This window comes from Sinomonas mesophila, assembly GCF_001999765.1.
In the GTDB taxonomy this organism is placed as follows: domain Bacteria; phylum Actinomycetota; class Actinomycetes; order Actinomycetales; family Micrococcaceae; genus Sinomonas; species Sinomonas mesophila.
The window spans coordinates 70,293-96,049 of the sequence record NZ_KV908322.1 but is presented as its reverse complement, the minus strand read 5'-3'; the positions used below and the strand labels follow the sequence as shown (position 1 = coordinate 96,049).

General features: G+C 71.3%; 27 protein-coding genes, 1 tRNA gene and 2 pseudogenes. 7 read left to right on the top strand and 23 right to left on the bottom strand.

Annotated elements, in window-relative coordinates; all coding sequences use genetic code 11:
- Window positions 1–30: 30 nt before the first annotated feature.
- The gene (epsC, locus tag BV907_RS00470; RefSeq protein ID WP_245827733.1) at window positions 31–609 is read left to right on the top strand and encodes a serine O-acetyltransferase EpsC; all 579 of its coding nucleotides are present in this window, start codon (window positions 31–33) and stop codon (window positions 607–609) included.
- A gap of 130 nt (window positions 610–739) precedes the next feature.
- On the opposite strand, the gene gndA is transcribed toward epsC, so the two are convergent.
- The 6 genes and pseudogenes from gndA to BV907_RS00445 all read right to left on the bottom strand — a co-directional run bounded on the left by gndA (window position 740) and on the right by BV907_RS00445 (window position 4,161).
- Entirely contained in the window at window positions 740–2,176 is a 1,437-nt protein-coding gene (gene gndA / locus BV907_RS00465) for an NADP-dependent phosphogluconate dehydrogenase (protein ID WP_077487696.1), read from the bottom strand.
- A 167-nt stretch (window positions 2,177–2,343) separates the two neighbouring features.
- Window positions 2,344–2,508, bottom strand: a pseudogene (locus tag BV907_RS19185) (L-idonate 5-dehydrogenase); the annotation flags it as partial.
- A 75-nt stretch (window positions 2,509–2,583) separates the two neighbouring features.
- Window positions 2,584–2,898, bottom strand: a pseudogene (locus BV907_RS19515) (NAD(P)-binding domain-containing protein); the annotation flags it as partial.
- Window positions 2,899–3,104: 206 nt separating this feature from the next.
- A tRNA-Val gene (locus BV907_RS00455) sits at window positions 3,105–3,177 on the bottom strand.
- 70 nt (window positions 3,178–3,247) lie between these two features.
- A complete protein-coding gene (locus BV907_RS00450) occupies window positions 3,248–3,745 on the bottom strand; it encodes a peroxiredoxin (protein WP_077487694.1) in 498 nt (165 codons plus the stop codon).
- Window positions 3,745–4,161, bottom strand: a complete 417-nt coding sequence (locus BV907_RS00445) for a DUF3052 domain-containing protein (protein WP_077487693.1) — start codon at window positions 4,159–4,161, stop codon at window positions 3,745–3,747. The genes BV907_RS00450 and BV907_RS00445 overlap by 1 nt, the downstream gene beginning before the upstream one ends.
- Window positions 4,162–4,557: 396 nt before the next feature.
- Here BV907_RS00445 and aceE point away from each other — a divergent pair, with 396 nt between their 5' ends.
- The 6 genes from aceE (at window position 4,558) to fabF (ending at window position 12,516) form a co-directional block, all read left to right on the top strand.
- On the top strand, window positions 4,558–7,299 hold the full coding sequence (gene aceE / locus BV907_RS00440; protein WP_077487951.1) for a pyruvate dehydrogenase (acetyl-transferring), homodimeric type: 2,742 nt from the start codon (window positions 4,558–4,560) through the stop codon (window positions 7,297–7,299).
- 192 nt (window positions 7,300–7,491) lie between these two features.
- The gene (locus BV907_RS00435) at window positions 7,492–8,733 is read left to right on the top strand and encodes a PucR family transcriptional regulator (RefSeq protein ID WP_077487950.1); all 1,242 of its coding nucleotides are present in this window, start codon (window positions 7,492–7,494) and stop codon (window positions 8,731–8,733) included.
- Window positions 8,734–8,838: 105 nt separating this feature from the next.
- The gene (locus BV907_RS00430; RefSeq protein WP_077487692.1) at window positions 8,839–9,780 is read left to right on the top strand and encodes an ACP S-malonyltransferase; all 942 of its coding nucleotides are present in this window, start codon (window positions 8,839–8,841) and stop codon (window positions 9,778–9,780) included.
- Window positions 9,777–10,838: a beta-ketoacyl-ACP synthase III gene (locus BV907_RS00425; protein ID WP_077487691.1), complete on the top strand. Its 1,062-nt coding sequence runs from the start codon at window positions 9,777–9,779 to the stop codon at window positions 10,836–10,838. Before BV907_RS00430 ends, BV907_RS00425 begins: the two co-directional genes overlap by 4 nt.
- A gap of 100 nt (window positions 10,839–10,938) precedes the next feature.
- Complete coding sequence (locus BV907_RS00420) at window positions 10,939–11,184, top strand: acyl carrier protein (protein WP_077487690.1); 246 nt, start codon at window positions 10,939–10,941, stop codon at window positions 11,182–11,184.
- Between the two features lie 96 nt (window positions 11,185–11,280).
- Window positions 11,281–12,516 carry a beta-ketoacyl-ACP synthase II gene (fabF, locus tag BV907_RS00415; RefSeq protein WP_077487689.1) on the top strand — a complete coding sequence of 412 codons (1,236 nt, stop codon included), beginning with the start codon at window positions 11,281–11,283 and terminating at the stop codon, window positions 12,514–12,516.
- A 148-nt stretch (window positions 12,517–12,664) separates the two neighbouring features.
- Here fabF and BV907_RS00410 read toward each other — a convergent pair whose 3' ends face one another.
- From BV907_RS00410 to BV907_RS00330, 17 genes are all read right to left on the bottom strand, one after another.
- The gene (locus tag BV907_RS00410) at window positions 12,665–13,168 is read right to left on the bottom strand and encodes a DUF3145 domain-containing protein (RefSeq protein ID WP_077487688.1); all 504 of its coding nucleotides are present in this window, start codon (window positions 13,166–13,168) and stop codon (window positions 12,665–12,667) included.
- A gap of 200 nt (window positions 13,169–13,368) precedes the next feature.
- Entirely contained in the window at window positions 13,369–14,313 is a 945-nt protein-coding gene (locus BV907_RS00405) for a tyrosine recombinase XerC (RefSeq protein WP_077487687.1), read from the bottom strand.
- A gap of 48 nt (window positions 14,314–14,361) precedes the next feature.
- Complete coding sequence (gene dprA, locus BV907_RS00400) at window positions 14,362–15,516, bottom strand: DNA-processing protein DprA (protein ID WP_077487686.1); 1,155 nt, start codon at window positions 15,514–15,516, stop codon at window positions 14,362–14,364.
- A gap of 53 nt (window positions 15,517–15,569) precedes the next feature.
- Window positions 15,570–17,129, bottom strand: a complete 1,560-nt coding sequence (locus tag BV907_RS00395; protein WP_077487685.1) for a YifB family Mg chelatase-like AAA ATPase — start codon at window positions 17,127–17,129, stop codon at window positions 15,570–15,572.
- The gene (locus tag BV907_RS00390; RefSeq protein ID WP_077487684.1) at window positions 17,126–17,482 is read right to left on the bottom strand and encodes a YraN family protein; all 357 of its coding nucleotides are present in this window, start codon (window positions 17,480–17,482) and stop codon (window positions 17,126–17,128) included. The genes BV907_RS00395 and BV907_RS00390 overlap by 4 nt, the downstream gene beginning before the upstream one ends.
- A gap of 115 nt (window positions 17,483–17,597) precedes the next feature.
- The gene (locus BV907_RS00385) at window positions 17,598–17,939 is read right to left on the bottom strand and encodes a DUF2469 domain-containing protein (RefSeq protein ID WP_077487683.1); all 342 of its coding nucleotides are present in this window, start codon (window positions 17,937–17,939) and stop codon (window positions 17,598–17,600) included.
- A 4-nt stretch (window positions 17,940–17,943) separates the two neighbouring features.
- A complete protein-coding gene (locus BV907_RS00380) occupies window positions 17,944–18,771 on the bottom strand; it encodes a ribonuclease HII (RefSeq protein WP_077487682.1) in 828 nt (275 codons plus the stop codon).
- Window positions 18,768–19,526, bottom strand: a complete 759-nt coding sequence (gene lepB / locus BV907_RS00375) for a signal peptidase I (RefSeq protein WP_245827705.1) — start codon at window positions 19,524–19,526, stop codon at window positions 18,768–18,770. Before lepB (BV907_RS00375) ends, BV907_RS00380 begins: the two co-directional genes overlap by 4 nt.
- Window positions 19,523–20,188: a signal peptidase I gene (gene lepB, locus BV907_RS00370; protein WP_077487680.1), complete on the bottom strand. Its 666-nt coding sequence runs from the start codon at window positions 20,186–20,188 to the stop codon at window positions 19,523–19,525. The genes lepB (BV907_RS00375) and lepB (BV907_RS00370) overlap by 4 nt, the downstream gene beginning before the upstream one ends.
- A 33-nt stretch (window positions 20,189–20,221) precedes the next feature.
- Complete coding sequence (rplS, locus tag BV907_RS00365; RefSeq protein ID WP_077487679.1) at window positions 20,222–20,581, bottom strand: 50S ribosomal protein L19; 360 nt, start codon at window positions 20,579–20,581, stop codon at window positions 20,222–20,224.
- A 232-nt stretch (window positions 20,582–20,813) separates the two neighbouring features.
- Entirely contained in the window at window positions 20,814–21,647 is an 834-nt protein-coding gene (gene trmD / locus BV907_RS00360; protein WP_077487678.1) for a tRNA (guanosine(37)-N1)-methyltransferase TrmD, read from the bottom strand.
- Window positions 21,648–22,181, bottom strand: a complete 534-nt coding sequence (gene rimM, locus BV907_RS00355) for a ribosome maturation factor RimM (RefSeq protein ID WP_077487677.1) — start codon at window positions 22,179–22,181, stop codon at window positions 21,648–21,650. It lies immediately after the preceding gene.
- Window positions 22,182–22,282: 101 nt separating this feature from the next.
- The gene (locus BV907_RS00350) at window positions 22,283–22,525 is read right to left on the bottom strand and encodes an RNA-binding protein (protein ID WP_077487676.1); all 243 of its coding nucleotides are present in this window, start codon (window positions 22,523–22,525) and stop codon (window positions 22,283–22,285) included.
- A gap of 1 nt (window position 22,526) precedes the next feature.
- Window positions 22,527–22,940: a 30S ribosomal protein S16 gene (gene rpsP, locus BV907_RS00345; RefSeq protein ID WP_077487949.1), complete on the bottom strand. Its 414-nt coding sequence runs from the start codon at window positions 22,938–22,940 to the stop codon at window positions 22,527–22,529.
- Window positions 22,941–23,154: 214 nt separating this feature from the next.
- Complete coding sequence (locus tag BV907_RS00340; protein WP_077487675.1) at window positions 23,155–23,610, bottom strand: carboxymuconolactone decarboxylase family protein; 456 nt, start codon at window positions 23,608–23,610, stop codon at window positions 23,155–23,157.
- 79 nt (window positions 23,611–23,689) lie between these two features.
- Window positions 23,690–24,565 (bottom strand): VOC family protein, encoded by an 876-nt coding sequence (locus BV907_RS00335; RefSeq protein WP_077487674.1) that lies wholly within the window; start codon window positions 24,563–24,565, stop codon window positions 23,690–23,692.
- A gap of 90 nt (window positions 24,566–24,655) precedes the next feature.
- Entirely contained in the window at window positions 24,656–25,756 is a 1,101-nt protein-coding gene (locus BV907_RS00330; RefSeq protein WP_077487673.1) for an amidohydrolase family protein, read from the bottom strand.
- Window position 25,757: the final 1 nt, after the last annotated feature.

Below are 25,757 nucleotides of genomic sequence, written 5' to 3'. Positions count from 1 at the left end.
GAAGGATTGAGAAGGAAACCTGTGTCACTGATCAAACGCACCCTGGCCCGGCTGAGCGAGGACCTCGAGGCCGCGGCCGCCCATGATCCGGCGGCGCGCGGCAAGATCGAGAACTTCTTCGCCTACTCGGGCCTGCACGCCATCTGGATCCACCGCCTGACGCACAAGATGTGGCAGCGGGACGACCTGAGGTTCGCCGCCCGCCTCATCTCGCAGGCCGGGCGGTTCCTCACCGGGATCGAGATCCACCCGGGGGCCACGATCGGCCGCCGGTTCTTCATCGACCACGGCATGGGCGTCGTCATCGGCGAGACCTCCGAGATCGGCGACGACGTGTTCATGTACCACGGCGTCACGCTCGGCGGCCGCTCGCTCGCCAAGGTCAAGCGCCACCCGACGATCGGCGATGGCGTCACGATCGGGGCCGGGGCCAAGGTCCTGGGCCCGATCACGATCGGCGCCGGGAGCGCCGTTGGCGCCAACGCCGTCGTCGTCAAGGACGCCCCGCCGAACTCGATCGTCACGGGAGTCCCGGCCACGTGGCGTCACCGGGACTCGGCGAAGGAGACGAAGCCGGCCGTGGACCCCGCGGAGTACTACTACATCTGAGCCCGGGTGCGCTGCTCCGCCCACACGGGGCAGCGCACGACGGGACCGAACGGCGAAGGGCCCCTCACCATCCGGTGAGGGGCCCTTCGGACCGTGTGCCCTGCGGCGTGCGCCTGTCAGCCGCCGCGCGTCAGTGCGTGTCGACGGCCGCGATCTCGGAGCGGTCCTCGCCCCAGAGGGTGTGGAACGTACCCTCTGCGTCCACGCGCTGATACGTGTGGGCGCCGAAGAGGTCGCGCTGGCCTTGGATCACGGCGGCCGGGAGGCGCTTGCGGCGCAGGCTGTCGTAGTACGCGAGCGAGGACGAGAAGACCGGCACCGGGATGCCGAGCTGGACGGCGGTCGCGACGACGCGGCGCCACGCCGGGACGGCCGCGCCGACCGATTCGGCGAAGGCCGGGGCGAACAGGAGGTTCGCCGGCTTGTCCTCGCCCTTGTAGGCGGCGGTGATGTCCTTCAGCAGGGCGGCGCGGATGATGCAGCCGGCGCGCCACAGCGAGGCGATCTCGTCGAGCTTGAGCTCCCAGCCGTACTCCTTGGCGGCGCTCGTGAGCATGTCGAGGCCCTGGGCGTAGGAGACGAGCTTGGAGGCGTAGAGGGCCTGGCGGACGTCCTCGACGAAGTTCTCAGGGACCTCGACGGCGGCCTCGTGGCCCGCGAGGGTCTCCTGCGCGATCGCACGCTGGTCCTTCTGCGAGGAGATGCCGCGGGCGAAGACCGACTCGGCGATGCCGGAGACCGGGGAGCCGAGGTCGAGGGCGGACTGGACCGTCCAGCGGCCCGTGCCCTTCTGGCCCGCGGCGTCGACGACGACGTCGACGAACGGCTTGCCCGTCGGAGCGTCGACGTGCTTGAGCACCTCAGCCGTGATCTCGATGAGGAACGAGGAGAGCTCGCCCTGGTTCCACTCCTCGAAGATCGCCGCCTGCTCGGCCGGCTCGATGCCGGCGGCGCTGCGGAGGAGGTCATAGGCCTCGCCGATGACCTGCATGTCGGCGTACTCGATGCCGTTGTGGACCATCTTGACGAAGTGGCCGGCCCCGTCGGTGCCGACCCACGCGCAGCACGGCTCGCCGTCGGCCTTCGCGGAGATCTTCTCGAGCATCGGGCCGAGCGCCTCGTAGGACTTCTTCGAGCCGCCGGGCATGATCGAGGGGCCGTTGAGGGCGCCCTCCTCGCCGCCCGAGACGCCGACGCCCACGAAGTGCAGGCCCTTCTCGGCGAGGGCGGCCTCGCGGCGGCGGGTGTCCTCGTAGTGGGAGTTGCCCGCGTCGATGACGATGTCGCCCTCCTCGAGGAGCGGCACGAGCTGCTCGACGACGGCGTCGACCGGCTTGCCGGCCTTGACCATGATGAGCACGCGGCGCGGCTTCTCGAGCGAGTCGACCAGCTCCTGCAGCGTCTCGGTGCGGAGGAAGTCGCCCTCGTCGCCGTGCTTGGCCAGGAGCGTGTCCGTCTTCTCCACCGAGCGGTTGTGCAGGGCCACCGTGTATCCATTGCGGGCGAGGTTGCGGGCCAGGTTCGCGCCCATCACCGCAAGGCCGGTGACGCCGATCTGTGCAGACATGTACTCTCCGTCTCTTCACTGGGGTTCCGCAGACAAGGCTAGTTGACGGCGGAATGGGGGATCACTGTTTGACATCGTATTTCGGCATGCCTCATTTTGGCTCCCCGTTGCGGTGAGTTGCCGTCTGTCGTCGTGGGGCGCCGCCCGCGTGCCTCAGAAAACCTGCCTCAGAAGCGGAGCAGCACCTTGCCCGAGGCGGAGGAGTCGCGCGCGACCTCGAAGGCCTCGAGCGCATCCTCGGCCGCGAACTCGTGCGTGACGACCCCGCCGGCGTCGAGCGACCCGTCGCCGAGCGCGGCGAGGACCTCGTCGATCTCGCCGTTGAAGCGGAAAGGGAGCCGGCGCCGAGGCCGCCGAGGCGCAGGACGCTGCGCGGCAGGGCGCGAAGAGCGGGCGAGCGCGTCGACGTCGTCCGCATCCCCGCCGGCCATGATCGCGAGGGTGCCCTCGACGGCGGCCTGCCGCCCGCCGCTGACGGGCGCGCGTCGACGACGGAGGCGAGCCCGCCGCCGGCGTGCGCGACCCGGGCGCCGAAGTCCTTCACGGCGACGGGCGAGACGCTGCTCATCACGACGATGCGGGTGGGGCGCGTGGGCGGGCTGAGCCGCCAGCGCTCGAGGATGGGCTCGCAGGCCTGAACGATCATGGGCAGGTCGGGGAGCATGAAGACGACAGCTTCGAGGCCGGCGCCTGACCCGCCGGGCGCGGCGCAAAGATTGCACACACGTGTTTGATTTCGGGGCCAGTTCACCCTATATTCAAGTCAGAGCCTCCCGCCGCGGCGAACCCCCCAATGGTCGCGGCGGGAGGCTCGTTCCATGCCCGGCGGCTTTTCCTTGGACGCACCGTGCAGAGTCTTCCTGGGCGCACAGCGCCGGCGAAACGCCGAGAGCCCGCCGTGGTATCGCGACGGGCTCCTCTGGCGAGGTGGGTCCTACCGGGATCGAACCGATGACATCCACGGTGTAAGCGTGGCGCTCTACCAGCTGAGCTAAAGACCCCTCTTTCGGCAGTGCGTGCCGTGCGACTGCGCCTGCCGACGCTGCCCCACTCTACCCCACGCGGCCGGGCCTAGGATCCGGTCATACCGGCCTTCCCCGTGATCTCCGCGAGGGCAGCCCGGTACTCGTCCACGTCCCGCGCCTGCCCTCGGGGGTTCACGACCCGGTAGCGGACGGCGCCCTCGGCGTCGAGGATGAACGTCCCCCGCAGGGCCATGCCGCTCTCCTCGTCGAAGACACCGTAGTCGCGCGCGACCTCGCCGTGGGGCCAGAAGTCGGAGAGGAGCGGGAAGCCGTAGCCCTCGGCCGCCGCATAGGCGCGCAGCGAGAACTTGCTGTCGACTGAGACGGCGAGCACCTCGGCGTCGACCGCCGCGAAGACGTCCCAGGCGTCCCGCACCTCGCACAGCTCGCCGGTGCAGATCCCCGAGAAGGCGAACGGGTAGAACAGCACGACGACCGGCCGGCCCCGGTACGAGGAGAGCCGTACCGGCTCCCCGAACTGGCTGGGCAGCTCGAAATCCGGAGCAATGCTGCCCAGCTCGGGCACGCCGGGGCGGACCTGCATTACTGCTTCTTCCGCACGAGCCGCATGGCGCTCCAGTCTTTGGACACGCCGACGGACGACGTCGAGTGGAGTCCCGCCGTCGGCGCGGACTCCTGGACCTCCATGGGCCGAACGTGGCCGTCACGTCCCTGCTTGGGCGTGAGGAGCCAGATGACGCCGCCATCGCCGAGGGTGGTCTGGGCGTCGACGAGCATGTCGACAAGGTCTCCGTCGCCGTCGCGCCACCACACGATGACCGCGTCGACGACCTCGTGGTCGTCCTCGTCGAGAAGGTCGGAGCCGACCGCCTCCTCGATCGCGTCGCGCAGGCCTAAGTCCACGTCCTCGTCGTAGCCGAACTCCTGGATCAGGTCTCCATCCTTGAAACCCAATCGCGCCGCCACATTGCTATCCGCGGCGGTGTCGGTCTCGCCCACGTCTTCCTCCTCGTGCCGTTGCGTGCAAGCGGCGGCCCTGGCGTCCGCTCCCTGAGATGGTCGCGCGCCGGCGAGGTCCGCCGTAGCTACAAGCCAACACCGTTTGCCCCGTGGCTTCAAGCGCACAGCACCGCATAGCCCGTCAAGGCAGCGTCAGACGGGGGGAGACACTCCGCTGCCGGTGAGGCGCAACAATGGCAGCCCGCCTGGTATCCCGCTACGCATCCCGTGCCGCCCACGACTAGAGTGTGGCTTGAGTGCCAGCCTGGCCGCAGAACCCGACAGCCACCAGGGCGCTCAGAACGAAGGCCCTGAACGCACAGGGCACAGCGACAACACCGCCCGCCGTCCGGCTGCCACCAGCGCCGGCCACCGGGCTTGAAGAGAGGTTTGGACGTGTCTGTAGGAGAAGAGACCTCGCACATCCTGAGTGGCCTGACCAACCAGCTCCCGGACCGCGACCCCGAAGAGACGGCGGAATGGATCGAGTCGCTCGACTCGCTGATCGAGGAGCGCGGCACGGCACGCGCGCAGTACATCATGCGCAGCCTCCTGCAGCGCGCCGGCTCGCAGAGCGTGGGCGTCCCGATGGTGACGACGACCGACTACGTCAACACGATCCCCGCTGACCAGGAGCCGGAGTTCCCTGGCAACGAGGAGTTCGAGCGGCGCTACCGCGCCTACATGCGCTGGAACGCGGCGGTCATGGTCCACCGCGGCCAGCGCCCCGGCATCGGGGTCGGCGGCCACATCTCGACCTATGCGGGCGCTGCCACGCTCTATGAGGTCGGTTTCAACCACTTCTTCCGCGGCAAGGACCACCCGGGCGGCGGCGACCAGGTCTTCTTCCAGGGCCATGCCTCCCCCGGCATGTACGCCCGCGCCTTCATGGAAGGCCGCCTCGGCGAGGAGGACCTCGACGGCTTCCGTCAGGAGAAGTCCCGCGAGGGCCACGCCCTCTCCTCTTACCCGCACCCCCGCATGATGCCGGAGTTCTGGGAGTTCCCGACCGTGTCGATGGGCATCGGCCCCATGAACGCGATCTACCAGGCCCAGTCCAACAAGTACCTGCACAACCGCGGGATCAAGGACACGTCTGACCAGCACGTCTGGGCCTTCCTCGGCGACGGCGAGATGGACGAGCCCGAGAGCCGCGGCCTTCTCCAGCTCGCCGCCAACGACAACCTGGACAACCTGACCTTCGTCGTCAACTGCAACCTCCAGCGCCTCGACGGCCCCGTGCGTGGCAACGGCAAGATCGTCCAAGAGCTCGAGGCGTTCTTCCGCGGCGCCGGCTGGAACGTCATCAAGGTCCTCTGGGGCCGCGAGTGGGACGCCCTCCTGTCCAAGGACAAGCAGGGCCACCTCGTGGACATCATGAACTCGACCCTCGACGGCGACTACCAGACGTACAAGGCCGAGTCGGGCGGGTTCGTGCGCGAGCACTTCTTCGGCAAGACCCCGGAGACGAAGGAGCTCGTCGCGGACCTCAGCGACGAGGACATCTGGAACCTCAAGCGCGGCGGCCACGACTACTGGAAGGTCTACGCCGCCTACAAGGCCGCGACCGAGTTCCAGGGCAAGCCCACGGTCATCCTGGCCAAGACGGTCAAGGGCTACGGCCTCGGCCCGCACTTCGAGGCGCGCAACGCGACGCACCAGATGAAGAAGCTCACGCTCCAGGACCTCAAGGACTTCCGCGACCACCTGCGGATCCCGATCTCCGACGAGCAGCTCGAGGCCGACCCGTACCGCCCGCCGTACTACCACCCGGGCATGGACGCGCCGGAGATCCAGTACATGATGGAGCGCCGCAGGGCCCTCGGCGGCTTCCTCCCGGAGCGCCGCGACTCCAAGGGCACGGTCGCCCTCCCGGAGGAAAAGGCCTACGAGGTCGCCAAGCGCGGCTCGGGCAAGCAGCAGGCCGCGACGACGATGGCGTTCGTGCGCCTGCTCAAGGACCTCATGCGGGACAAGGAGTTCGGCCACCGGGTCGTGCCGATCATCCCCGACGAGGCGCGCACGTTCGGCATGGACGCGTTCTTCCCGACGGCGAAGATCTACAACCCGAAGGGCCAGAACTACCTGTCCGTGGACCGCGACCTCGTGCTCGCGTACAAGGAGTCCCCGGCCGGGCAGATCGTCCACGTGGGTATCAACGAGGCGGGCTCGATCGCGGCGTTCACGGCCGCGGGCACTTCGTACGCGACCCACGGCGAGGCTCTCGTGCCGATCTACGTCTTCTACTCGATGTTCGGCTTCCAGCGCACGGGGGACGGGATCTGGGCCGCCGCGGACCAGATGGCGCGCGGCTTCATCATCGGCGCGACCGCAGGCCGCACGACCCTCACGGGCGAGGGCACGCAGCACGCCGACGGCCACTCCCCGATCCTGGCCTCGACGAACCCCGCGGTCATCACGTACGACCCGGCCTACGGGTACGAGATCGGGCACATCGTGAAGGCCGGCCTCGAGCGGATGTATGGGGGCAAGCACGAGGATCCGAACGTCATGTACTACCTCACGGTGTACAACGAGCCGATCGTCCAGCCGGCCGAGCCCGAGGAGCTCGACGTCGACGGCCTGCTCAAGGGCATCTACCTCCTCTCCCCCGCGAAGATCGACGGCCCGCGCACCCAGCTGCTGGCCTCGGGCGTCTCGGTCCCCTGGGCCCTCGAGGCCCAGCAGATCCTCGCGGACGAGTGGGGCGTCTCCGCCGACGTGTGGAGCGTGACGTCCTGGAACGAGCTGCGCCGCGAGGGCCTCGCCGCCGAGGAGGAGGCGTTCCTCAACCCCGGCCAGGAGGCGCGCGTGCCGTTCGTGACCCAGCAGCTCGCCGGCGCGACAGGCCCGATCGTGGCCGTCTCGGACTACATGAAGGCCGTGCCGGACCAGATCCGCCAGTTCCTGCCCAACGAGTTCGCCACCCTCGGGGCCGACGACTTCGGCTTCGCGGACACGCGGGCCGCGGCGCGCCGGTACTTCAAGATCGACTCGCACTCGGTCGTGGTCCGCGCGCTGCAGATGCTCGCGCGGCGCGGCGAGGTCGACGCCGAGGCCCCCCGCCAGGCGTTCGACAAGTACCAGCTCCTGGACGTCAACGCGGGCACGACCGGCAACGCCGGCGGCGAGAGCTAGCCGGCAGAGCACAGCCGGCGAGAGCTGGCCCAGGCGACCACCGACGACGGCGGCCCTCCCCACATGTGGGGAGGGCCGCCGTCGTCCGTGGGGGCGCCGCAGGGAGGGATCCTGCTGTGTGAAGCCGCCCACCGCAGCTTGTAGCCTTCTCACAAAATGCACCTGCTCGGCGGGCTCGCCTATGCTCTTGCCATGGCCCAGCCGCAGCATTCCCCCGGCAACGCGCCGAACGGCAAGCTCACGATCTCTCCCGCCAAGGCCGAGACGATCAAGAAGCTGCGCGCGAACGTCGGCCAGCTCTCGACGACGACGATGCGGGAGCTCGAGCGGGTCCTGCCCTGGTACGGCCGGCTCAGCGCCGACGAGCGCTCCGCCCTCGGCCTCGTCGCGCAGAACGGCATCGCCGCGTTCGTCACCTGGTACGAGCGGCCGACGCTGCCCTCATGGATCCTCTCGGACGTGTTCGGCAACGCCCCCACCGAGCTCACGCGCTCGATCAGCCTGCAGAAGGCGCTCCAGCTCATCCGGATCGTCGTCGAGGCCGTCGAGGACCAGGTCCCGCACCTCGCGCCCGAGGAGGACCAGCCCGCCCTGCGCGAGGCCGTCCTGAGGTACTCGCGCGAGGTGGCCTTCGCCGCGGCGGACGTCTACGCCAGGGCCGCCGAGACGCGCGGTTCGTGGGACACGCGGCTCGAGGCGCTCATCGTCGACGCCATCCTGCGGGGCGAGAACACCGACGCGCTGCGCTCGCGCATCGCAGCGCTGGGGTGGAAGGCGCAGGAGCGCTTCACGGTCATGGTGGGCAGCTCGCCCCTCGAGCCGAGCCCTACGTACGTCGGCGAGCTCCGCCGGCTCGCGGGCCGCTACGCTCAGGACGCGCTCGTGGGCATCCAGGGCGACCGCCTCATCCTCATCCTCGGCGGGCTCGAGGACCCGCCCGGGGCTATGGCGCGCCTCGCGGAGCTCTTCGCGCCGGGCCCCGTCGTGTTCGGCCCCGAGGCCGGGACGCTGCTCGAGGCCAGCGCCTCGGCACAGGCGGCCTTCGCGGGCCTCTCCGCCGCGCGGGCGTGGCCGAACGCCCCGCGCCCCGTCGCCGCAGACGACCTCCTGCCGGAGCGCGTCGTCGCGGGGGACGACGCCGCGCGCCGGGCCCTCGTGCAGAAGATCTACCGTCCGCTGATGGCGGCCTCCAACGGTCTCGTCGAGACCCTCAGCGCCTACTTCGAGCTCGGGCACTCCCTCGAGGCGACGGCGCGCGAGCTCTTCGTCCACGCCAACACCGTGAGGTACCGGCTGCGCAGGGTCTGCGACGTCACGGGCTGGGACCCACTCCTGCCCCGAGAGGCCTTCGTCCTGCAGACCGCGCTCGTCGTCGGGCGGCTCTCGGCGCCGTCGAGGACCCCCGCCGAACGCCCCGCCGGGCGGTCCGCCTGACGCCGCGTACCCCGGCAGGCATTGTAGACTTCCCACAAATCGCGTTCTGGAGCTTGGTACGCGAGCCCACCGCTTGGACGCACCCCGATTTGGAAAGCTGGATACGTGCTAGCAATTGTCTGCCCTGGACAGGGCTCCCAGACGCCCGGATTCCTCGCTCCGTGGCTTGAGGTCCCCGCCGTCGCCGAGCGCCTCGGTGCCCTCGGCGAGGTTGCCGGCCTCGATCTCGTGGCCCACGGCACCACCTCCGACGAGGAGACCATCAAGGACACCGCCGTCGCGCAGCCGCTCATCGTCGCAGCCGGCATCGTCGCCGCGGAGACCCTCTTCGACGTCGAGCTCAGCCAGCTGCCGATCGTCCTCGCGGGCCATTCGGTCGGAGAGATCACCGCGTCGGCCCTTGCGGGCGTGCTGAGCCCCGAGGACGCGATGCGTTTCGTCTCCGTCCGTGCCCAGGGCATGGCCCGCGCGGCAGCCGTCACGCCGACGGGGATGAGTGCCGTCATCGGCGGAGATGCACAGGAGGTGCTGGACGCCATCGCCGCAGCGGGGGCCGAGCCGGCCAACGTCAACGGCGGCGGCCAGGTCGTGGCCGCCGGGACGTTCGAGCAGCTGCAGGCGCTCGCGGACAACCCGCCCGCGAAGGCCCGCATCGTGCCCCTCAAGGTAGCCGGCGCCTTCCACACGCAGCACATGGCCTCCGCCGTCGCCGCGCTCGCGGAGCTCCGGCCGAGCCTCGCCGTGTCGGAGCCGCAGGTTCCGCTCCTGTCCAACTACGACGGCCAAGAGGTCGCCTCGGGGGACGCAGCCGTGGGCAGCCTCATCGAGCAGGTCTCCCGTCCGGTCCGCTGGGACCTGTGCATGGACACCCTCGAGGCCAAGGGCGTGACCGGCGTGATCGAGCTCGCGCCGGCGGGCACGCTCGTCGGACTGGCCAAGCGCGGCATGAAGGGCGTCAAGACCGTCGCGGTCAAGACCCCAGGCGACCTCGACGCGGCGCTGGCCCTCTTCGCGGCCGACGCCGAGCGCGCAGAGGAGAACGCGTGACCGCCCCGGTGCTCGCACAGGCCCCGGTCAAGGACCACTCCCGGATCCTCGGCATCGGAGCCTACCGCCCCACGGTCACCGTCACGAACGACGACGTGTGCCAGTGGATCGACTCCTCCGACGAGTGGATCCGCCAGCGCACCGGCATCGTCACCCGCCACCGGGCCCCCGCCGACGTGAGCGTCATCGACATGGCGGAGGGCGCCTCCCGCGAAGCCCTCGCCGCCGCCGGCATCGAGGGGAGCCAGCTCGGCGCCGTCATCGTCTCGACCGTGACGCACCCGTACGCGACCCCGTCGGCCGCCGCCGTGCTCGCTGACCGCCTCGACGCGACGCCGGCACCGGCCTACGACATCTCCGCGGCGTGCGCGGGCTACTGCTACGGAGTCGCCCAGGCGGACGCGCTCGTTCGCTCGGGCGCGGCCGACTACGTCCTCGTCGTCGGGGCCGAGAAGCTCAGCGACTTCATCGACAACACCGAGCGCACGATCTCCTTCCTGCTTGGCGACGGCGCGGGTGCCGTCGTCGTCGGGCCCTCGCAGACGCCGGGCATCGGGCCCTCGGTGTGGGGCTCGGACGGCAGCAAATGGGGCACGATCGGCATGACGCACTCGCTCCTCGACGTCCGCGACCTCTCGGACGAGGCCGAGCGGGACGGCGCGGGCAACGCGGCCGCCGTGCTGGGCACCGAGGCCAAGATCTGGCCGACGCTGCGCCAGGATGGCCAGTCCGTGTTCCGTTGGGCCGTGTGGGAGATGGCGAAGGTCGCGAAGCGGGCGCTCGACGCTGCCGGCGTCGGCCCCGAGGACATCTCGGCCTTCGTCCCGCACCAGGCGAACATGCGGATCATCGACGAGATGGTCAAGCAGCTCAAGCTTCCGGAGTCGGTGGTCGTGGCGCGCGACATCGTGGACGCGGGCAACACCTCCGCGGCCTCGATCCCGCTCGCTGCCCACAGGCTCCTGAAGGAGAACCCGGAGCTCAGCGGCACGCTGGCACTCCAGATCGGCTTCGGCGCTGGACTCGTGTTCGGCGCCCAGGTCGTGGTCCTTCCCTGAGACCGAGTGCCCCGGCGTGCCGGGGCATGCAAGCCAAGCCGCACGAGCGGCTGGAACCCTGACCCGGCTGACCGCCGGCACACCGAGAAAAGGAGCCGACATGGCAAGCAACGAAGAGATCCTCGCCGGTCTGGCCGAGATCATCAACGAGGAGACGGGCCTGGCCACCGACGCCGTCGAGCTCGACAAGTCCTTCACGGACGACCTCGACATCGACTCGATCTCGATGATGACCATCGTGGTCAACGCCGAGGAGAAGTTCGGCGTCCGCATCCCGGACGAGGAGGTCAAGAACCTTTCGACCGTGGGCGACGCCGTCAACTTCATCTCCCAGGCCCAGGCCTAGGGCTTTCCCCGGCGGCCGGTGCCCATGGCACCGGCCGCCGACCATGACCTGCCAGCCCTCGCTGGCCCGACGCGATTACACGTGAAAGAGCGAAGCATGGCGCGCAAAGTTGTTGTGACCGGTCTGGGAGCCACGACGCCCATCGGCGGCGACGTCCCCACCCTGTGGCAGAACGCCCTCAAGGGCGTCTCGGGCGTCCGCAGGCTGACCGACGACTGGGTGGAACAGTTCGACCTTCCCGTCAAGATCGCTGCCAGGCTCACCGTCCCCGCCGAGGAGGTCCTGAGCCGTGTCGAGATGAAGCGCATGGACCCGTCGACGCAGTACGGCGTCATCGCCGCCCGTGAGGCGTGGAAGGACGCGGGGATCGAGAACGTCGACCACGACCGCCTCGCAGTCGCCTTCGCGACCGGGATCGGCGGCGTGTGGACGCTCCTGAACGGCTGGGACACGCTCAAGGAGAAGGGGCCGCGCCGAGTCCTGCCGATGACCGTGCCGATGCTCATGCCCAATGGCGTCGCCGCAGCCGTGAGCCTTGATCTCGGCGCCCGCGCCGGCGCCCACACCCCCGTCTCCGCCTGCGCCTCCGGCACCGAGGCGATGAGCGTGGGCCAGGAGCTCATCCGCTCGGGCAAGGCCGACGTCGTGATGGTCGGCGGCGCCGAGGCGGCGATCCACCCCATGCCGATCGCGGCGTTCGCCTCCATGCAGGCGCTGTCGAAGCGCAACGACGACCCCGAGGCGGCCTCGCGTCCCTACGACATCGACCGCGACGGCTTCGTCATGGGCGAGGGCGCCGGCGCGCTCGTCCTCGAGGCCGAGGAGCACGCCCTCGCCCGCGGCGCCCGGATCTACGCCGAGCTGGCCGGGACGTCGGTCACCGCGGACGCGTACCACATCACGGCCCCGGACCCGGAGGGCCTCGGTGCGACGCGCGCCCTCAAGGCCGCCATGTTCGACGCCCGGGTCCAGCCCGAGGACATCGTCCACGTCAATGCCCATGCGACGTCGACCCCGGTCGGGGACAAGCCAGAGTACACGGCCCTCAAGGCCGCCCTCGGCTCCCACGTGGACAACGTCGGCGTCTCGGCCACGAAGTCCCAGATGGGCCACCTCCTGGGCGCCTCCGGTGCCGTCGAGGCGGTGCTCACGGTCCTCGCCGTCCACGAGCGCATGGCCCCGGCGACGATCAACCTCGACAACCAGGATCCCGAGATCCCGCTCGACGTCGTGACGACGGCCCGGGACCTGCCGGAGGGCGACATCGTGGCCCTGAGCAACTCCTTCGGCTTCGGCGGGCACAACGCGGTCATCGTCATCCGCAGCCGCTGAGTCCGCGGCTCCGTGCCAGGGGGCGCCGCACGCACGGAACAGCCCGCACGCACGCCAAAGCACTGGGGCCCGCCATTCGGCGGGCCCCAGTGCTGTGTCGCGACGATGGTGTGCCGTGGGTGCGCACGGGCAGAGGATGCAGGGGGCGTCAGCCGACCCGGTGCAGCCAGCGCACGGGCGCACCCTCCGCGGCATGGCGGAACGGCTCGAGCTCCTCGTCCCACGCCTCGCCGAGCGCCAGAGAGAGCTCGTGGAACACGACGGCGGGGTCCCCTCCCCCTGCCTCGTAGGCGTAGCGGACGCGGTCCTCGGAGATCACGATGTTGCCGTGCACGTCGGTCATGGCATGAAAGATGCCCAGCTCGGGGGTATGCGACCAGCGGGCCCCGTCCACGCCCGAGCTCGGCTCCTCTGTGACCTCGTAGCGGAGGTGGGCCCACCCTCGGAGCGCTGAGGCGAGCTGCGCCCCCGTGCCCGGGGCGCCCATCCACGATAGTTCGGCGCGGAACATCCCCGGAGCGGCGGGCTGCGCCGTCCAGTCCAAGTCAGTCCGCTTGTCGACGACCGAGCCGATGGCCCACTCAACGTGGGGACACAGCGCGCTCGGTGCCGAGTGCACGAACAGCAGACCACGCGTCATCACTGCAGACATTCCATCCTCCATCGCTGCCGGTACGTCTTCCCCTACGACCGTCAGCGGGCGGTGCCCAGCGATCCGCGCCTATGCAGTTGTCCGCCAACTCGCGCCCCTTCGACCCGAATCCGGCGGTTTCGCGACCATTCTGCCGTACGACCTTGCGCCTGCGCCAGTGCGCCATGCCGCAAGGAATGCGCGGATTTCCCGCCCGGCCCTCAGGCCCTGGGGTGAGATGCCTGATAGCTCGACCGGAGCCGCTCGACCGAGACGTGCGTGTAGAGCTGGGTCGTCGCGAGGCTGGCGTGGCCGAGGATCTCCTGCACGCTGCGCAGGTCGGCTCCGCCGTCGAGGAGGTGCGTCGCCGCGGTGTGGCGCAGCGCGTGGGGGCCGCTGGCAGAGGTATCGCCGAGCCCGCGGAGGGCGCGGTCGACGATCTCCCGTGCCTGTCGCTGGCCGAGCCGGCCGCCGCGGCGGCCAAGGAAGAGGGCGGGCCCGCTCCCAGGGGTCGCGAGGCGTCCGCGCACCGCCAGCCAGCGGCGGAGGGCCTTCTCGGCCGGGACGCCGAACGGGACGGCCCGCTCCTTGCTCCCCTTTCCGAGCACCCGCAGCATGCGCCTGTCGAAGTCGACGTCATCGACGTCCAGCCCAACGAGCTCCCCGACCCTCGTTCCGGAGGCGTAGAGCAGTTCGATGACGGCGAGGTCCCTCGCGGGGATCGCGTCCTCGCCGGAGGCCCCGGTCGCCTCGGCCTGGAGCGAATCCACGAGCCGTTCGACCTGACCGCGGTGGAGGACCTCGGGGAGGTGCCGCTCGCGCTTCGGTGCGAGGAGGCGGAGCGCGGGATCGACCTCGAGGAGGCCTTCCCGGCGGGCCCATGCCGTGAACGATCTCACCGAGGCGGCGCGCCGGGCGACCGTGGACCGCGCGAGGCCCGCTTCGCTCTGGCGCCCGAGCCAGCGGCGGAGCGTCGCGAGGTCGATCTCGGTGAGGGTGGACGCGCCGTCCGCCGCCGCCGTCGCGAGGAGCGAGCGGAGGTCGGACTCGTAGGCACGGAGCGTGTGCTCGGACCGGCCCCGGCCGAGGCCGATGTGCCGGATGAAGTCACGGAGGGGCCCCTCGAGGCCCTCGGCCAGAGGGCGAGCGTCGTCGTCTGTTCCCACCGGGCCACTCTCGCGCTCGCCCGGGGCGCGGGCAAGGCGACACGCGCCTCATGCGTCCGCGACCCGCCGCCAGCCCCACTCGGACCGAGTGCAGAGGCCGAGGAGCTGGAGCCGGCCGAGGCCCGCCCTCACCTCAGCCTCGCTCAGTCCCGCCACGGACGCCAGGCTCTCGACCTCTGCCCCGCGCCGCTTGGGCAGCGCCTCGAGGACCATGAAATCCACGAGGGACAATCCGTCGTGCGCCGCGGCCGGGACCTCGGGCTCCTCGACCAGACCCTCTCCCGAGGCCGAGAGGAGCTCGAAGGCCTCCTTCTCGTCGGTCACGCACAGTGCCCCCTCCCGCAGGAGCCGGTGGCATCCGACGGAGTTGGCACTGTAGACGGATCCGGGGACGGCAGCAACGTGGCGTCCGATCTCCGCCGCCCTGCGGGCGGTGCTGAGGGCGCCGGAGCGCCAGCGCGCCTCCACGACCACCGTCAGGGACGACAGCGCCGCGATGAGCCGGTTCCGCTTGAGGAAGCGGTGCCGCGTCGGCGACGCCCCGGGCGGCATCTCGGAGGCCATGAGCCCGCGCCTCGCAACCTCCCGCAGCAGGTCCTCGTGGCCGGAGGGGTAGTAGCGGTCGACGCCTCCGGCCATGACCGCCACCGTGGGCAGCGCGTGCGACGACGACGCCAGGGCGGCGCGGTGGGCCTGCCCGTCGATGCCGTAGGCGCCCCCGCTGACGACCGTGAGGCCACGGTCCGCGAGGCCCTTGGCGAGCTCCCCGGCGACAGACAGTCCGTAGCCCGTCGCGTCCCGCGATCCGACGATGGCCACTGTGCGCTTCATCGCGGGCAGGCGGTCCTCTCCGCGGACCCACAGGCACAGGGGCGCCTCGGCGCCGAGGTCGTCGAGGCCGTCCGGCCATTCGTCATCCTCGGGGATGACGAGCCGGCCACCGAAGCGCGCGATGGTCTCGAGGTCCCTCTCGGGTGCCAGCTGCGCGACCCGGGGCCGCCAGCGTTCGAGGGCGGCCGCGAGGGCCCCGCCACCCATGCCCGGATCGGCCAGCACCGCCTCGGCCCCCGCGGCCGCGGCACGTCCGGTGGCGACCCGCAGCGCGTCAACCGGTCCGAGGATGGAGACGAGGGCCGTGCCGATGGGGTCGAGCGGCTCGAAGAGCCTCGACAGTGCCGCCCGGGCCACTCGGATCCCGTCCATGCCTTGCTCCTCCCCGAGGGCGCTGCCGCCTGCGCGTCGTGCCGAGTCGCCATTCATGCCGCTGCCACCGCCTGCCGCAGGAGGAGGGCCTGGCCCACTTCGTCCCCTCCGGGCCGGTCGGCTCCCGCGAGGTCGGCGAGCGACCACGCGAGCCGGAGGACACGGTCGTAGCCGCGGGCCGTGAGCGTGTTGGCGGCGAGGGCGCTCTCGAGCGGCCGGGTCGCGGCGGGATCCAGCCTGAGTTGACCGCGCAGGAGGCGGCCGGGCACCTGAGAGTTCGTCTCGAGGCCGAACGGGCCAAGACGCTCCGCCTGCCGGTGCCTGGCCTCGCGCACGCGGCCGGCGACGGTCTCAGTGGACTCGCCGCTGGCCCGCGTCTGGAGGTCCAGCGCGGAGACCTTGCGGACGTGGAGCTGGATGTCGACCCGATCCAGCAGCGGGCCGGAGATCCTGGCGAAATAGCGGCGCTTGGATTGCGCCGTGCACGTGCAGTCCAGTCCCTTGCCGAACCCGTTGCCGCAGGGGCAGGGATTGGCGGCGAGAACGAGCTGGAAGCGGGCGGGGTATGTGGCGGCGCCTGCCGCCCGGTGGATCACGAGCTCTCCGCTCTCGAGCGGCTGCCGAAGGGAATCGAGCACCCTCGCCTCATACTCGGGGGCCTCGTCGAGGAACAGCACGCCCCGGTGGGCCTTGGACGCCGCCCCGGGGCGGGGCACGCCGCTGCCGCCGCCGACGATTGCCGGTGCACTCGCCGTATGGTGAGGGCTCTCGAACGGCGGGCGGCGAATGAGCTCACGTCCGGCACGCGGGTCCCCGGAGAGGGAATGGATGGCGGTGACCTCCATCGCGGCCTCGTCGTCGAGGTCGGGCAGGATGCCAGGGAGGCGCTCGGCGAGCATCGTCTTCCCCGCGCCCGGCGGGCCCACGAAGAGGAGGTGGTGCCCGCCGGCCGCGGCGACTTCGAGGGCGGCGCGGGCCTCCGACTGGCCGGCCACGTCCCGCAGATCCGCGACAGCGATCAGTGACTGGCCCGGCTCCTCTCCCCCGGCGCCCGTGCTGCCGTCCCGGACCGGGCCCCGCGGCGGGATGACCACCGTCCGGGGGTCGGCGCCGAGGTCGAGGGCGAGCTGCCCGAGGGATTCGTAGGCGTGGACCGTGGCGCCCGGCACGAGCGCGGCCTCCCGCGCATTGTCGGCTGCGACGACGACGTCTGGTCGGCCAGAGCGCACGGCCGCCATGACCGCGGGCAGGACGCCCCTGATCGGGCGCAGCCGCCCGTCGAGGCCGAGCTCGGCGAGGAAGACGACGCCGGCGGGCGGGCGCAGGTCCCCGGCGGCGGCGAGGGCGGCCACGGCGATCGCGAGGTCGAAGCCGGTCCCCCGCTTCGGCAGGGAGGCCGGGATGAGGTTGACGGTGAGCTTGCGCCGAGTGAGCGGCAGCCCACTGTTGTGGGCCGCACTGCGGACGCGCTCGCGCGCCTCGTTCAGCGCCGAGTCCGGCAGGCCGAGGACGACGAAGCCCGGCAGGGTCTGCTGGATGTCCGCCTCGACCTCGACGAGGTAGCCATTGAGGCCCACGAGGGCCACGCCCAGCGCCCGGCCGAGCCCGCTCATGCGACGCCCCGCAGATGCTCGATGCGGCTGAGCTCCCCGGCCGGCCCCGTCACCGCGATGACGTCCACGCGCCGTCGTCCGCCGCGGATTCCGTGTGCTGCCGCCCAGGCGCCCAGCAGGCGGACGAGCCGGCCGAGCTTCACGGGGTCGACGGCCTCGAAGGGGTGGCCGAAGTCCCACGAGCGGCGGGCCTTGACCTCGACGGCGACCAGCACCCCGGCGTCGTCGGCGACGATGTCGAGCTCGCCGTCTCGGCACCTCCAGTTCCGGTCCAGGATCGCGGCGCCTTGCGACCGCAGGTAGTCTTCGGCGAGCCGCTCTCCGCGCTGCCCGAGTCTGTCCTTGGCTCTCATGGAACCAGACTCGCGCCCGCGAGATCCGCTGGGGGCCGAGAGCTTCCCTATGTGGACGACACGCCCCGCCGGGCAGCTGTGGAGGAGCAGTCAGGGCTGCGGCGAGGGGCCGTGCTCAGCCCCCGAGCCCCGCCGCGCCGAGCCCGCCGTCCTTGGGCAGACCGAGGTCTTCGACCTTCGGGAGCTCCTCGACGTTGACGTCCTTGAAGGTGATCACGCGGACGCTCTTGACGAACCTGGCAGTGCGGTAGACGTCCCAGACCCACGCATCCTGAAGGGTGAGGTCGAAGTACACCTCGCCGTCCGCCGAGCGGGCCTGGAGGTCCACATGGTTGGCAAGGTAGAACCGGCGCTCCGTCTCCACGACGTAGCTGAACAACGAGATGACATCCCGGTACTCGCGATAGAGCTGGAGCTCCATGTCGGTCTCGTAGTTCTCAAGGTCTTCGGCGCTCATGGTCCTATCTTCCCCCACCGGCCGGCGCTCCACCGTCGGCGTGCACGTCGTCGAGTCCCAGGGCCGCGTCTGGCTCCAGCTCAGGGTATGGCTCCAGCTCCGCGTCGGTCCCGAGCGCCTCGATCATCCCCAGCGCGTCCTCGGGCGGGAGTCCCGTCCCGAGGTGCCACGAGAGCCGGTGCAGGCTACTGGGGCCGAACTGGGCGAGCGCCGCGCGGTGGTCCGGCGTGGCATAGCCCTTGTTGACGGCCCATCCATACCGCGGATCAGCCAGCCCGTGGCCCACCATGATCTCGTCCCGCGCGACCTTGGCAAGGATGCTAGCGGCCGCGACCGCCTGGCACTTCAGGTCGGCCTTGATCGTGGTCCGGACCGGCACGGTGGGAATCGCCACGGCCTCCTCGAAGAGCGAGGCCTGCCCTCCCCGGGCCAGCCAGTCGTAGTTGCCGTCGAGATGGACAGCGTCGGGAATGATCCCCTCGGCGCCGAGCACCTCGAGCGCCCGGACGCCGGCGAGCCTCAGGGCCCCCATGAGCCCCAGCGCGTCGATTTCCTCGGCGCTTGCGTGCCCGACGGCGGATCCCACGGCCCATGTGCGCACGAGGGGCACGAGCTCGACGCGCCGCTCGGGGGTCAGGAGCTTGCTGTCCCGCAGGACAGTCCTCGTCTTCACCCGACGCGCGTCGACGACGACGACCCCCACCGTGACAGGGCCGGCGAGGGCGCCGCGCCCCACCTCGTCACAGCCGGCGACGAGCGGGCCGAACTCGCCGGCGAGACGGTTGACGAAGCGAAGGGTCGGCGCGGGCAGGCCGGGGCGGGCGGTGCTCATGACGCGGGGGGCACGCTGCTGAACGTGGCCGGATAGCTGTCGAGGATGCGCAGCCGCGTGAACGGCCACGCGATGACGGTCGCCTTGCCCTCGACGTCGTCAAGCGAGATGAACCCCGAGCCGCGCCGCTCGCCGTCGTGGATGCGGGAGTCGGAGGAGTGGTTCCGGTTGTCTCCCATAACCCAGATGCTACCCTCCGGAACCGTCACGTCGAACGGCAGGGGGCGGGGCAACTCGGCGGGGTTGACGTAGGCCTCCGCGAGTGGCTCGCCGTTGACCGTGATGCGCCCGGACGCGTCGTCGCAGCAGGCGACGTGGTCCCCCGGGAGACCGATGACGCGCTTGATGAGGTGCTGCTGCGACGTGTCGGGCAGGAGTCCTATGAACTCGAGGCCCTCCAGCAGCGGGTTCGAGGGCTTCTCCGGGACAGCGGGCAGCCAGCCCTTCGTGTCCCGGAATACGACGACGTCCCCCCGCTCCAGCGCGAAGTTCCGCGGCACCATGAGGTTGACGAAGATCCGGTCGTTCTCCTCGAGCGTCGGCACCATCGACTCCGACGGGATGTAGAAGGCCTTGAAGAGGAACGTCTTGATGAGGAAGGACAGGACCACCGAGACGGCCAGGATGATGGCGATCTCACGAAGCCAGCCGAGCAGGCCGCCGCGCTTCGAGGGGGCCTCCCTGTGGCGCGCGGCGCGCTCTGGCTGCGCCCCCGTGTCCGCTTCGTCGGATCCGGGTCCGGGGGTGCGCTTCACTGGTTGTCCTTCGATATGGGGGCCGTGCTCAGATGGCCCAATCTATCAAGCGGCCAGAGGATCGCCATCGGCCTGCCGATGATCCTCTCGGTGCGCACCATGCCGCCGCCCGGGGCACCGAGGAGCGAGCGCGAGTCGGCGGAGTCGGAGCGGTGGTCGCCGAGGAGCCACAGGCGGCCGTCGGGCACGACGACGTCGAACGCCTGCTCGCTCGCGGCGTCGCCGGGATAGACGTACGGCTCGTCGAGCGGGGCCCCGTTGACCTCGAGCCGGCCGTCGGCCGTGCAGCAGCGGACATGGTCCCCCGCGACGCCGACGACTCGTTTGACGTAGACCGTCTCGCTCGCCACGATGCCGAGCCACTCGGCGCCACCGCGCACGGCGTCGCCCAACCAGCCCCGGCTGCTGGCGAGCGGCACGAACGACCCCCGCCCGTCGAAGACGACGACGTCCCCCCGCTGGACGGGCTGCCCGTCGAGGAGGGGGCGCGCGACGGCGATCCGGTCGCCGGGGACGAGGAGCGGCTCCATCGAGCCGGAGGGGATGTAGAAGACGTCGACGACGAGCGCCCGGATGACACCCCACACGAGCAGGGCGATGCCGAGGGCCAGGACGGCCGAACGCCAGCCCCGCAGGCGGGACTGGCGCTCGGTACTGGCCACGGAAGGGGCGTGCAGCCGTTGGGCAGCCGGAGGCTACTTGGCGGAGCTGTAGTCGCGCTTCTCCTTGATCTTGGCGGCCTTGCCGCGCAGCTCGCGCATGTAGTAGAGCTTGGCGCGGCGCACATCGCCCTTGGTCACGACCTCGATCTTCTCGATGATCGGGGAGTGCACCGGGAACGTGCGCTCGACGCCGACACCGAAGGAGACCTTGCGGACCGTGAAGGTCTCGCGGACGCCGTGGCCCTGGCGGCCGACGACGAAGCCCTGGAAGACCTGGACGCGGGTGTTCTTGCCCTCAATGATGTTCACGTGCACCTTGATCGTGTCACCGGGGGCGAACTCGGGGATGTCGGAGCGCAGCGAGGCGGCATCGACGGCGTCGAGAATGTGCATGATCTTCTCCTGGCGGATGCCACAGGTCACCCGCTTTGGTTTCGGGCTCCGCCGCTCGCGGCGCAGCCCGGAGTGTGTGCGACCGCCAGCCGAAAGCCCCGGCGAGGCGGCGTGTCCGTTCCGTTGGCGCAGGCCCCCTGCGGCAGGTCCGATGCCCGGCAGACACAACTGACCATTCTGCCACAGGCCCGGCATGGCCCGCCATTCGGCGCGCCGCCCCCGGCAGGCGCCGTCACGCCCGACGCAGCCGCCCGTCGGCGACCTCGAACCCCAGCTCCCGCAGAACCGCCCGCTCGGCCTTGCCGTAGGCCGAGGCGTCGGCGCCCTCGAGCAGCTCGGGCCGGCGAGCGGCAGTGCGGCGCAGCTGCTGCTCGAGCCGCCACTGCGCGATCCTGCCGTGGTTGCCGGAGAGGAGCACCTCCGGGACCTCGTGGCCGCGCCACGAGGCGGGCTTCGTGTACACGGGATACTCGAGGAGGCCGTCCGAGTGGGACTCCTCGACGAGGGAGTGCGGGTTTCCGACGACGCCGGGCAGGAGCCGCCCGACGGCCTCGACCATGGCCATGACTGCGACCTCTCCCCCGTTGAGCACGTAGTCCCCCAGGCTCACGGGACGCACGTCGAAGTGCTCCCCCGCCCAGTCCAGGACCCGCTCGTCGATGCCCTCGTAGCGCCCGCACGCGAACGCGAGCGTCGGCTCCTCGGCAAGCTCGTGCGCCATCGCCTGCGTGAAGACCTGCCCCGCGGGCGAGGGGACGATGAGGACGGGGCGCCGCGCGCCTCCGGCGGGCGCTCCTGCGGCGCCGTCGTCCACGGAGGCGTCAGAGACGCCTGTCTGCGCCGCGAGCACGCGCCCGAGGGCGAGGGCCCACGGCTCGGGCTTCATGACCATCCCCGCTCCCCCGCCGTACGGCGTGTCATCCACGGTGCGGTGCCGGTCGGAGGTGAACTCGCGCAGGTCGTGCACCGTGAGGGTCAGGAGCCCGTCCTCCTGGGCGCGCCCGAGCAGGGACAGGCGCAGCGGCGCGAGGTAGTCCGGGAAGATGCTGACGACGTCGATGCGCACCTAGGCCCCCGGCTCCGGCTCCCCGGGCTCCCGGTTGAGCTCGAAGAGGCCCGGCGGCGGCGTGACCGTGACGAAGCCGCCCTCGAGGTCCACCTCCGGGACGATCTGCTCGACGAACGGCACGAGGACCTCGCCCTCGGGCGTGTCGACGACGAGGAGGTCCTGGACGGGCATCGTCTGGAGCGCGGCCACGGTGCCCACGGCCCTGCCCTCGACCCTGACCTCGAGCCCGACGAGCTCGTGCTCGTACCACCCGTCCTCGTCGTCGTCCTCAAGCTCGTCGGTCTCGACGAAGAGCCGGGCGCCGCGCAGCTCCTCGGCCCTGGTGCGGTCGGGCACCTCGTCGAACGACAGGAGCAGGATCTCCTTGTTCCAGCGCGCGGCGCGCACCGTGAGCGGGCCGAGGGAGGCTGGTTCGACGATGAACGCAGCGCCGGGCACGAAGCGGTCCTCGGGCGCATCGGTGAGCACTTGGACCGTGACCTCGCCGCGGATCCCGTGGGGCTTGCCGACCCGGGCTACCTGTACTTGCATCGCTCTGTGCTGCTCCTTGCGGACGTGTCGGGTGGGAACGGCTCCGGCCCCTCCACCCTAGCGGGCGGAGGGGCCGGAATGAGGCCTGCTGGCTGGGGCGCCTACCGGCGGCGGTCGGTGTCGATGACGTCGACGCGCACCGGCTCGCCTTCGGCGAGGGCGGCCACGACGGTGCGCAGCGCGCGGGCGGTGCGGCCCTGACGGCCGATCACGCGGCCGAGGTCGTCCTGGTGGACGCGCACCTCGAGGATCTCGCCCCGGCGGTTGCTCTTGGCCTCCACCGTGACGTCATCCGGATTGTCCACGATCCCGCGGACGAGGTGCTCGAGGGCCTCGGCCAGCAAACTACTCAGCCTCGGTCTCGGCGGAAGCCTCGGCCTCGGCCTCGTCGTTCTTGGCGGCCTTCGGGGTGATGGCCTCGGGCAGGATCACGGAACCCTTGTCGGGGGCCACGAAGGCCTCCTTGGCCTTGGGCGCCTTGAGGGTGCCCTCCTGGCCCTCGAGGCCCTTGAACTTCTGCCAGTCGCCGGTGATCTTGAGGATCGCCGTGACCTGCTCGGTCGGCTGAGCGCCGACGCCGAGCCAGTACTGGGCGCGCTCGGAGTTGACCTCGATGAACGAGGGCTCCTCGGTCGGGTGGTACTTGCCGATCTCCTCGATCGCACGGCCATCGCGCTTGGTGCGCGAGTCGGCGACGACGATGCGGTAGTACGGGGCGCGCATCTTGCCGAAGCGCTTGAGACGAATCTTAACGGCCACGGTTGTGGTCACTCCTGTTTCTGCACACGGGTCGAGCCCCGGCTTTTCCGCTCCCGTGGGGCGGGCCGTACTTCGTCAGGGCTCTCAAGTTGACACAATGCGCACGACAGAGAGGGGGCCGTGCGGATCGAGTACCTGTCCATTGTGCCAGAGAAAACGCGTCGCCGCGCACGCGCCACGCGCGACCGGCCCGGCGCGTGGCGCACCGTCCGCGTCAGGTCCCGGCCCAGACGAACAGCTCCTGGTGGTCCGAGTCGTCGACGTCGGCGGCGAGCTTCGCGAGCTGCTCGACGTAGTCGTAGGCCTCGCGGGCGTCGAAGGGCAGGTCCTCCTGGTCCACCCAGGCCGCCGCGACGCGCTCGACGGCGTCGCCCTCCTCCTCGCCGGACTCGTACCCGAGGAGCTCGGCCAGGGCGCGGACCATGGCCATCGGGACGGCGAGGAGGGAGTCCGACGCGACGTCCACCATCGTGAGCTCGTAGTCGACTCCGGGGGCGTGCACGGCCGCCCCGACAAGGCTGCCGAGCTGTTCGATCTCATAGTCGGAGACGCCGGGGATCCGGATCCCACCCGGGTCCGTGCCGGACCCGCCGTCGAGCGCGGCCGCTCGGGCCAACGCCTCGGAATGCGTGGCGACGAAGATCTCGGCGAACGGGCTGGGAGCGGTCACGGTGTCCCCCTCTGCGGCGGTGCGGCAAATCGTGGTGCCCGCACTGGGTGCGGACACGACGAGCGTAGCGCAGGCTTCCTCAGGCTGCCACGACGGCCATGCGGATCCGGTTGCGCCAGGGATCCTCGAAGCGCAGCTCGGCGCCGGTGTGGTGGCTCCCGACGCCAGCGGCGCGCAGCCGGTCGGCGGCGGCGAGCACGTCGTCCTCGGCCGGGACGTGGATGAGCACCTCGCCGAGGCCGAGCGTCTCCTTGCGCGGCCCGGCGCCACGGGAATTCCACACGTTCATGGCCATGTGGTGGTGGTACCTGCCCGCCGAGACGAAGAGCGCCTGGCCGTGCCAGCCGGCGGTCTTCTCGAAGCCGAGCGTGTCGACGTAGAACGCCTGCGCCGTCGGCACGTCGCCCACCTGCAGGTGGACGTGGCCGACGCCGGCCGCAGCCTCGCGCTGGCCGCTCACCGATTCCTCGGTGAGATTCCCGGTGAGGAACGCCTGCGGGGGCAGCGGGAGGCTGTCCATCACGACCTGGTCGCCGTCCCACCGCCACGTCTCGCGCGGCTTGTCGACGTAGAGCTCGACGCCGTTGCCCTCGGGGTCCGTGAAGTAGAAGGCCTCGGAGACGAGGTGGTCGGCGCTGCCCGCGTAGCGGCGGGGGTCGTACTGCGCCGCCGTGGCGACGGTGGCCGCGAGGTCGGCCCGGCTCTCGAAGAGGATCGCGGTGTGGAACAGGCCCGCCTCTCCCCGGCTCGGGATCTGCAGGCCCGCCGCCTGGCTCAGGTGGACGAGCGGGACGCCGCGCCGGCCGAGGACGGGCCCGCCGAGGGTCTCCGTGAGCGGCACGAGGCCGAGGGCCCGCTCGTAGTAGTCGAGCATGAGCCTCATGTCGCCGACCTTGAGCATCACCGTGCCCATGGCGAGGTCGGCGGGCAGGAGGTCCTGGGCGGACGCGGTCATCGGGGCTCCTTGCAGGATTCGGGAAGGTTGTTGGTTCAAGTCTAGCTTTACTTGAAGCTTCAATCAATACCTTCCGTCGCAACTCGCCGGTCAGGTCGCCTGGGCCCTCGTCCCCGCGATCCGCATACCGTCCCGGAGCACGTGCAGCGGGGCGGCGAGCGTCCCCGGGTCGCGCCGCGGGTCGGCCGCGAGCACGACCACATCCGCGGGATCGCCCTCGGCGAGGCCCGCCGCGCCGAGCCACGAGCGCGCCCCCCACGCGGCGGCGTCGAGCGCGGCCTCGGCCCCGATCGCTACGGCGAGTTCGACGACCTCGTCGGCGATCCTCCCGTGTGCGATGACGCTCCCGGCGTCGGTGCCCGCGTAGATGCGAACGCCGGCGGCGTGGGCCGCGGCGATGCGCTCGTGCCGGCGCTCCCAGAGGGCGCGCATGCGCGCTGCGTAGCGGGGGAACTTCGCCTCGGCGCGGGCGGCGATCTCAGGGAACGTGGCCACGTTGACGAGCGTCGGGACGATCGGCACCCCGGCGTCGGCGAGCCGCGGGATGTGCCGCGGCAGCAGCCCGGTCGCGTGCTCGAGGCAGTCGACCCCGGCGTCCAGGAGGGGGTCGAGGGCCTCCGCCGAGAACGTGTGGGCCGTGACGCGCGCGCCCTCGGCGTGGGCCGCTGCCACGGCCTCGCGCACCACGGCGGGAGCAAACGCGGGCGCGAGGTCGCCGGCGTCGCGGTCGATCCAGTCCGCGACGATCTTGACCCACCCGTCCCCGGTACGCGCCTCCTTGCGGACGGCCTCGGCGAGGCCCTCCGGCTCGACCTCGAGGGCGAGGCCCCTGAGGTAGCGGCGGCTGCGCGCGATGTGCCGGCCCGCGCGCACGAGGCGTGGGACGTCGTCGCGCGCCTGGAGCCAGCGCGTATCCGCGGGGCTCCCGCAGTCGCGTACGAGAAGCACCCCGGCGGCCGCGTCGGCGCGCGCCTGGGCGAGCGTCGCGCCGTCGTCCGCCGCCCCGCCGGCCACGAGCCCGAGGTGGCAGTGCGCGTCCACGAGGCCCGGGAGGACCCAGCCCGCGAGCGTCGCCTCCGGCGCCGCCACGGGGCGGACATAGGTGATGCGGCCGTCCACGGCCCACGCCTCCGCGCGCTTGACGCCGCGTTCGGGCAGGACCGGGCCCGTGAGGTGGATGATGCGGCTCATG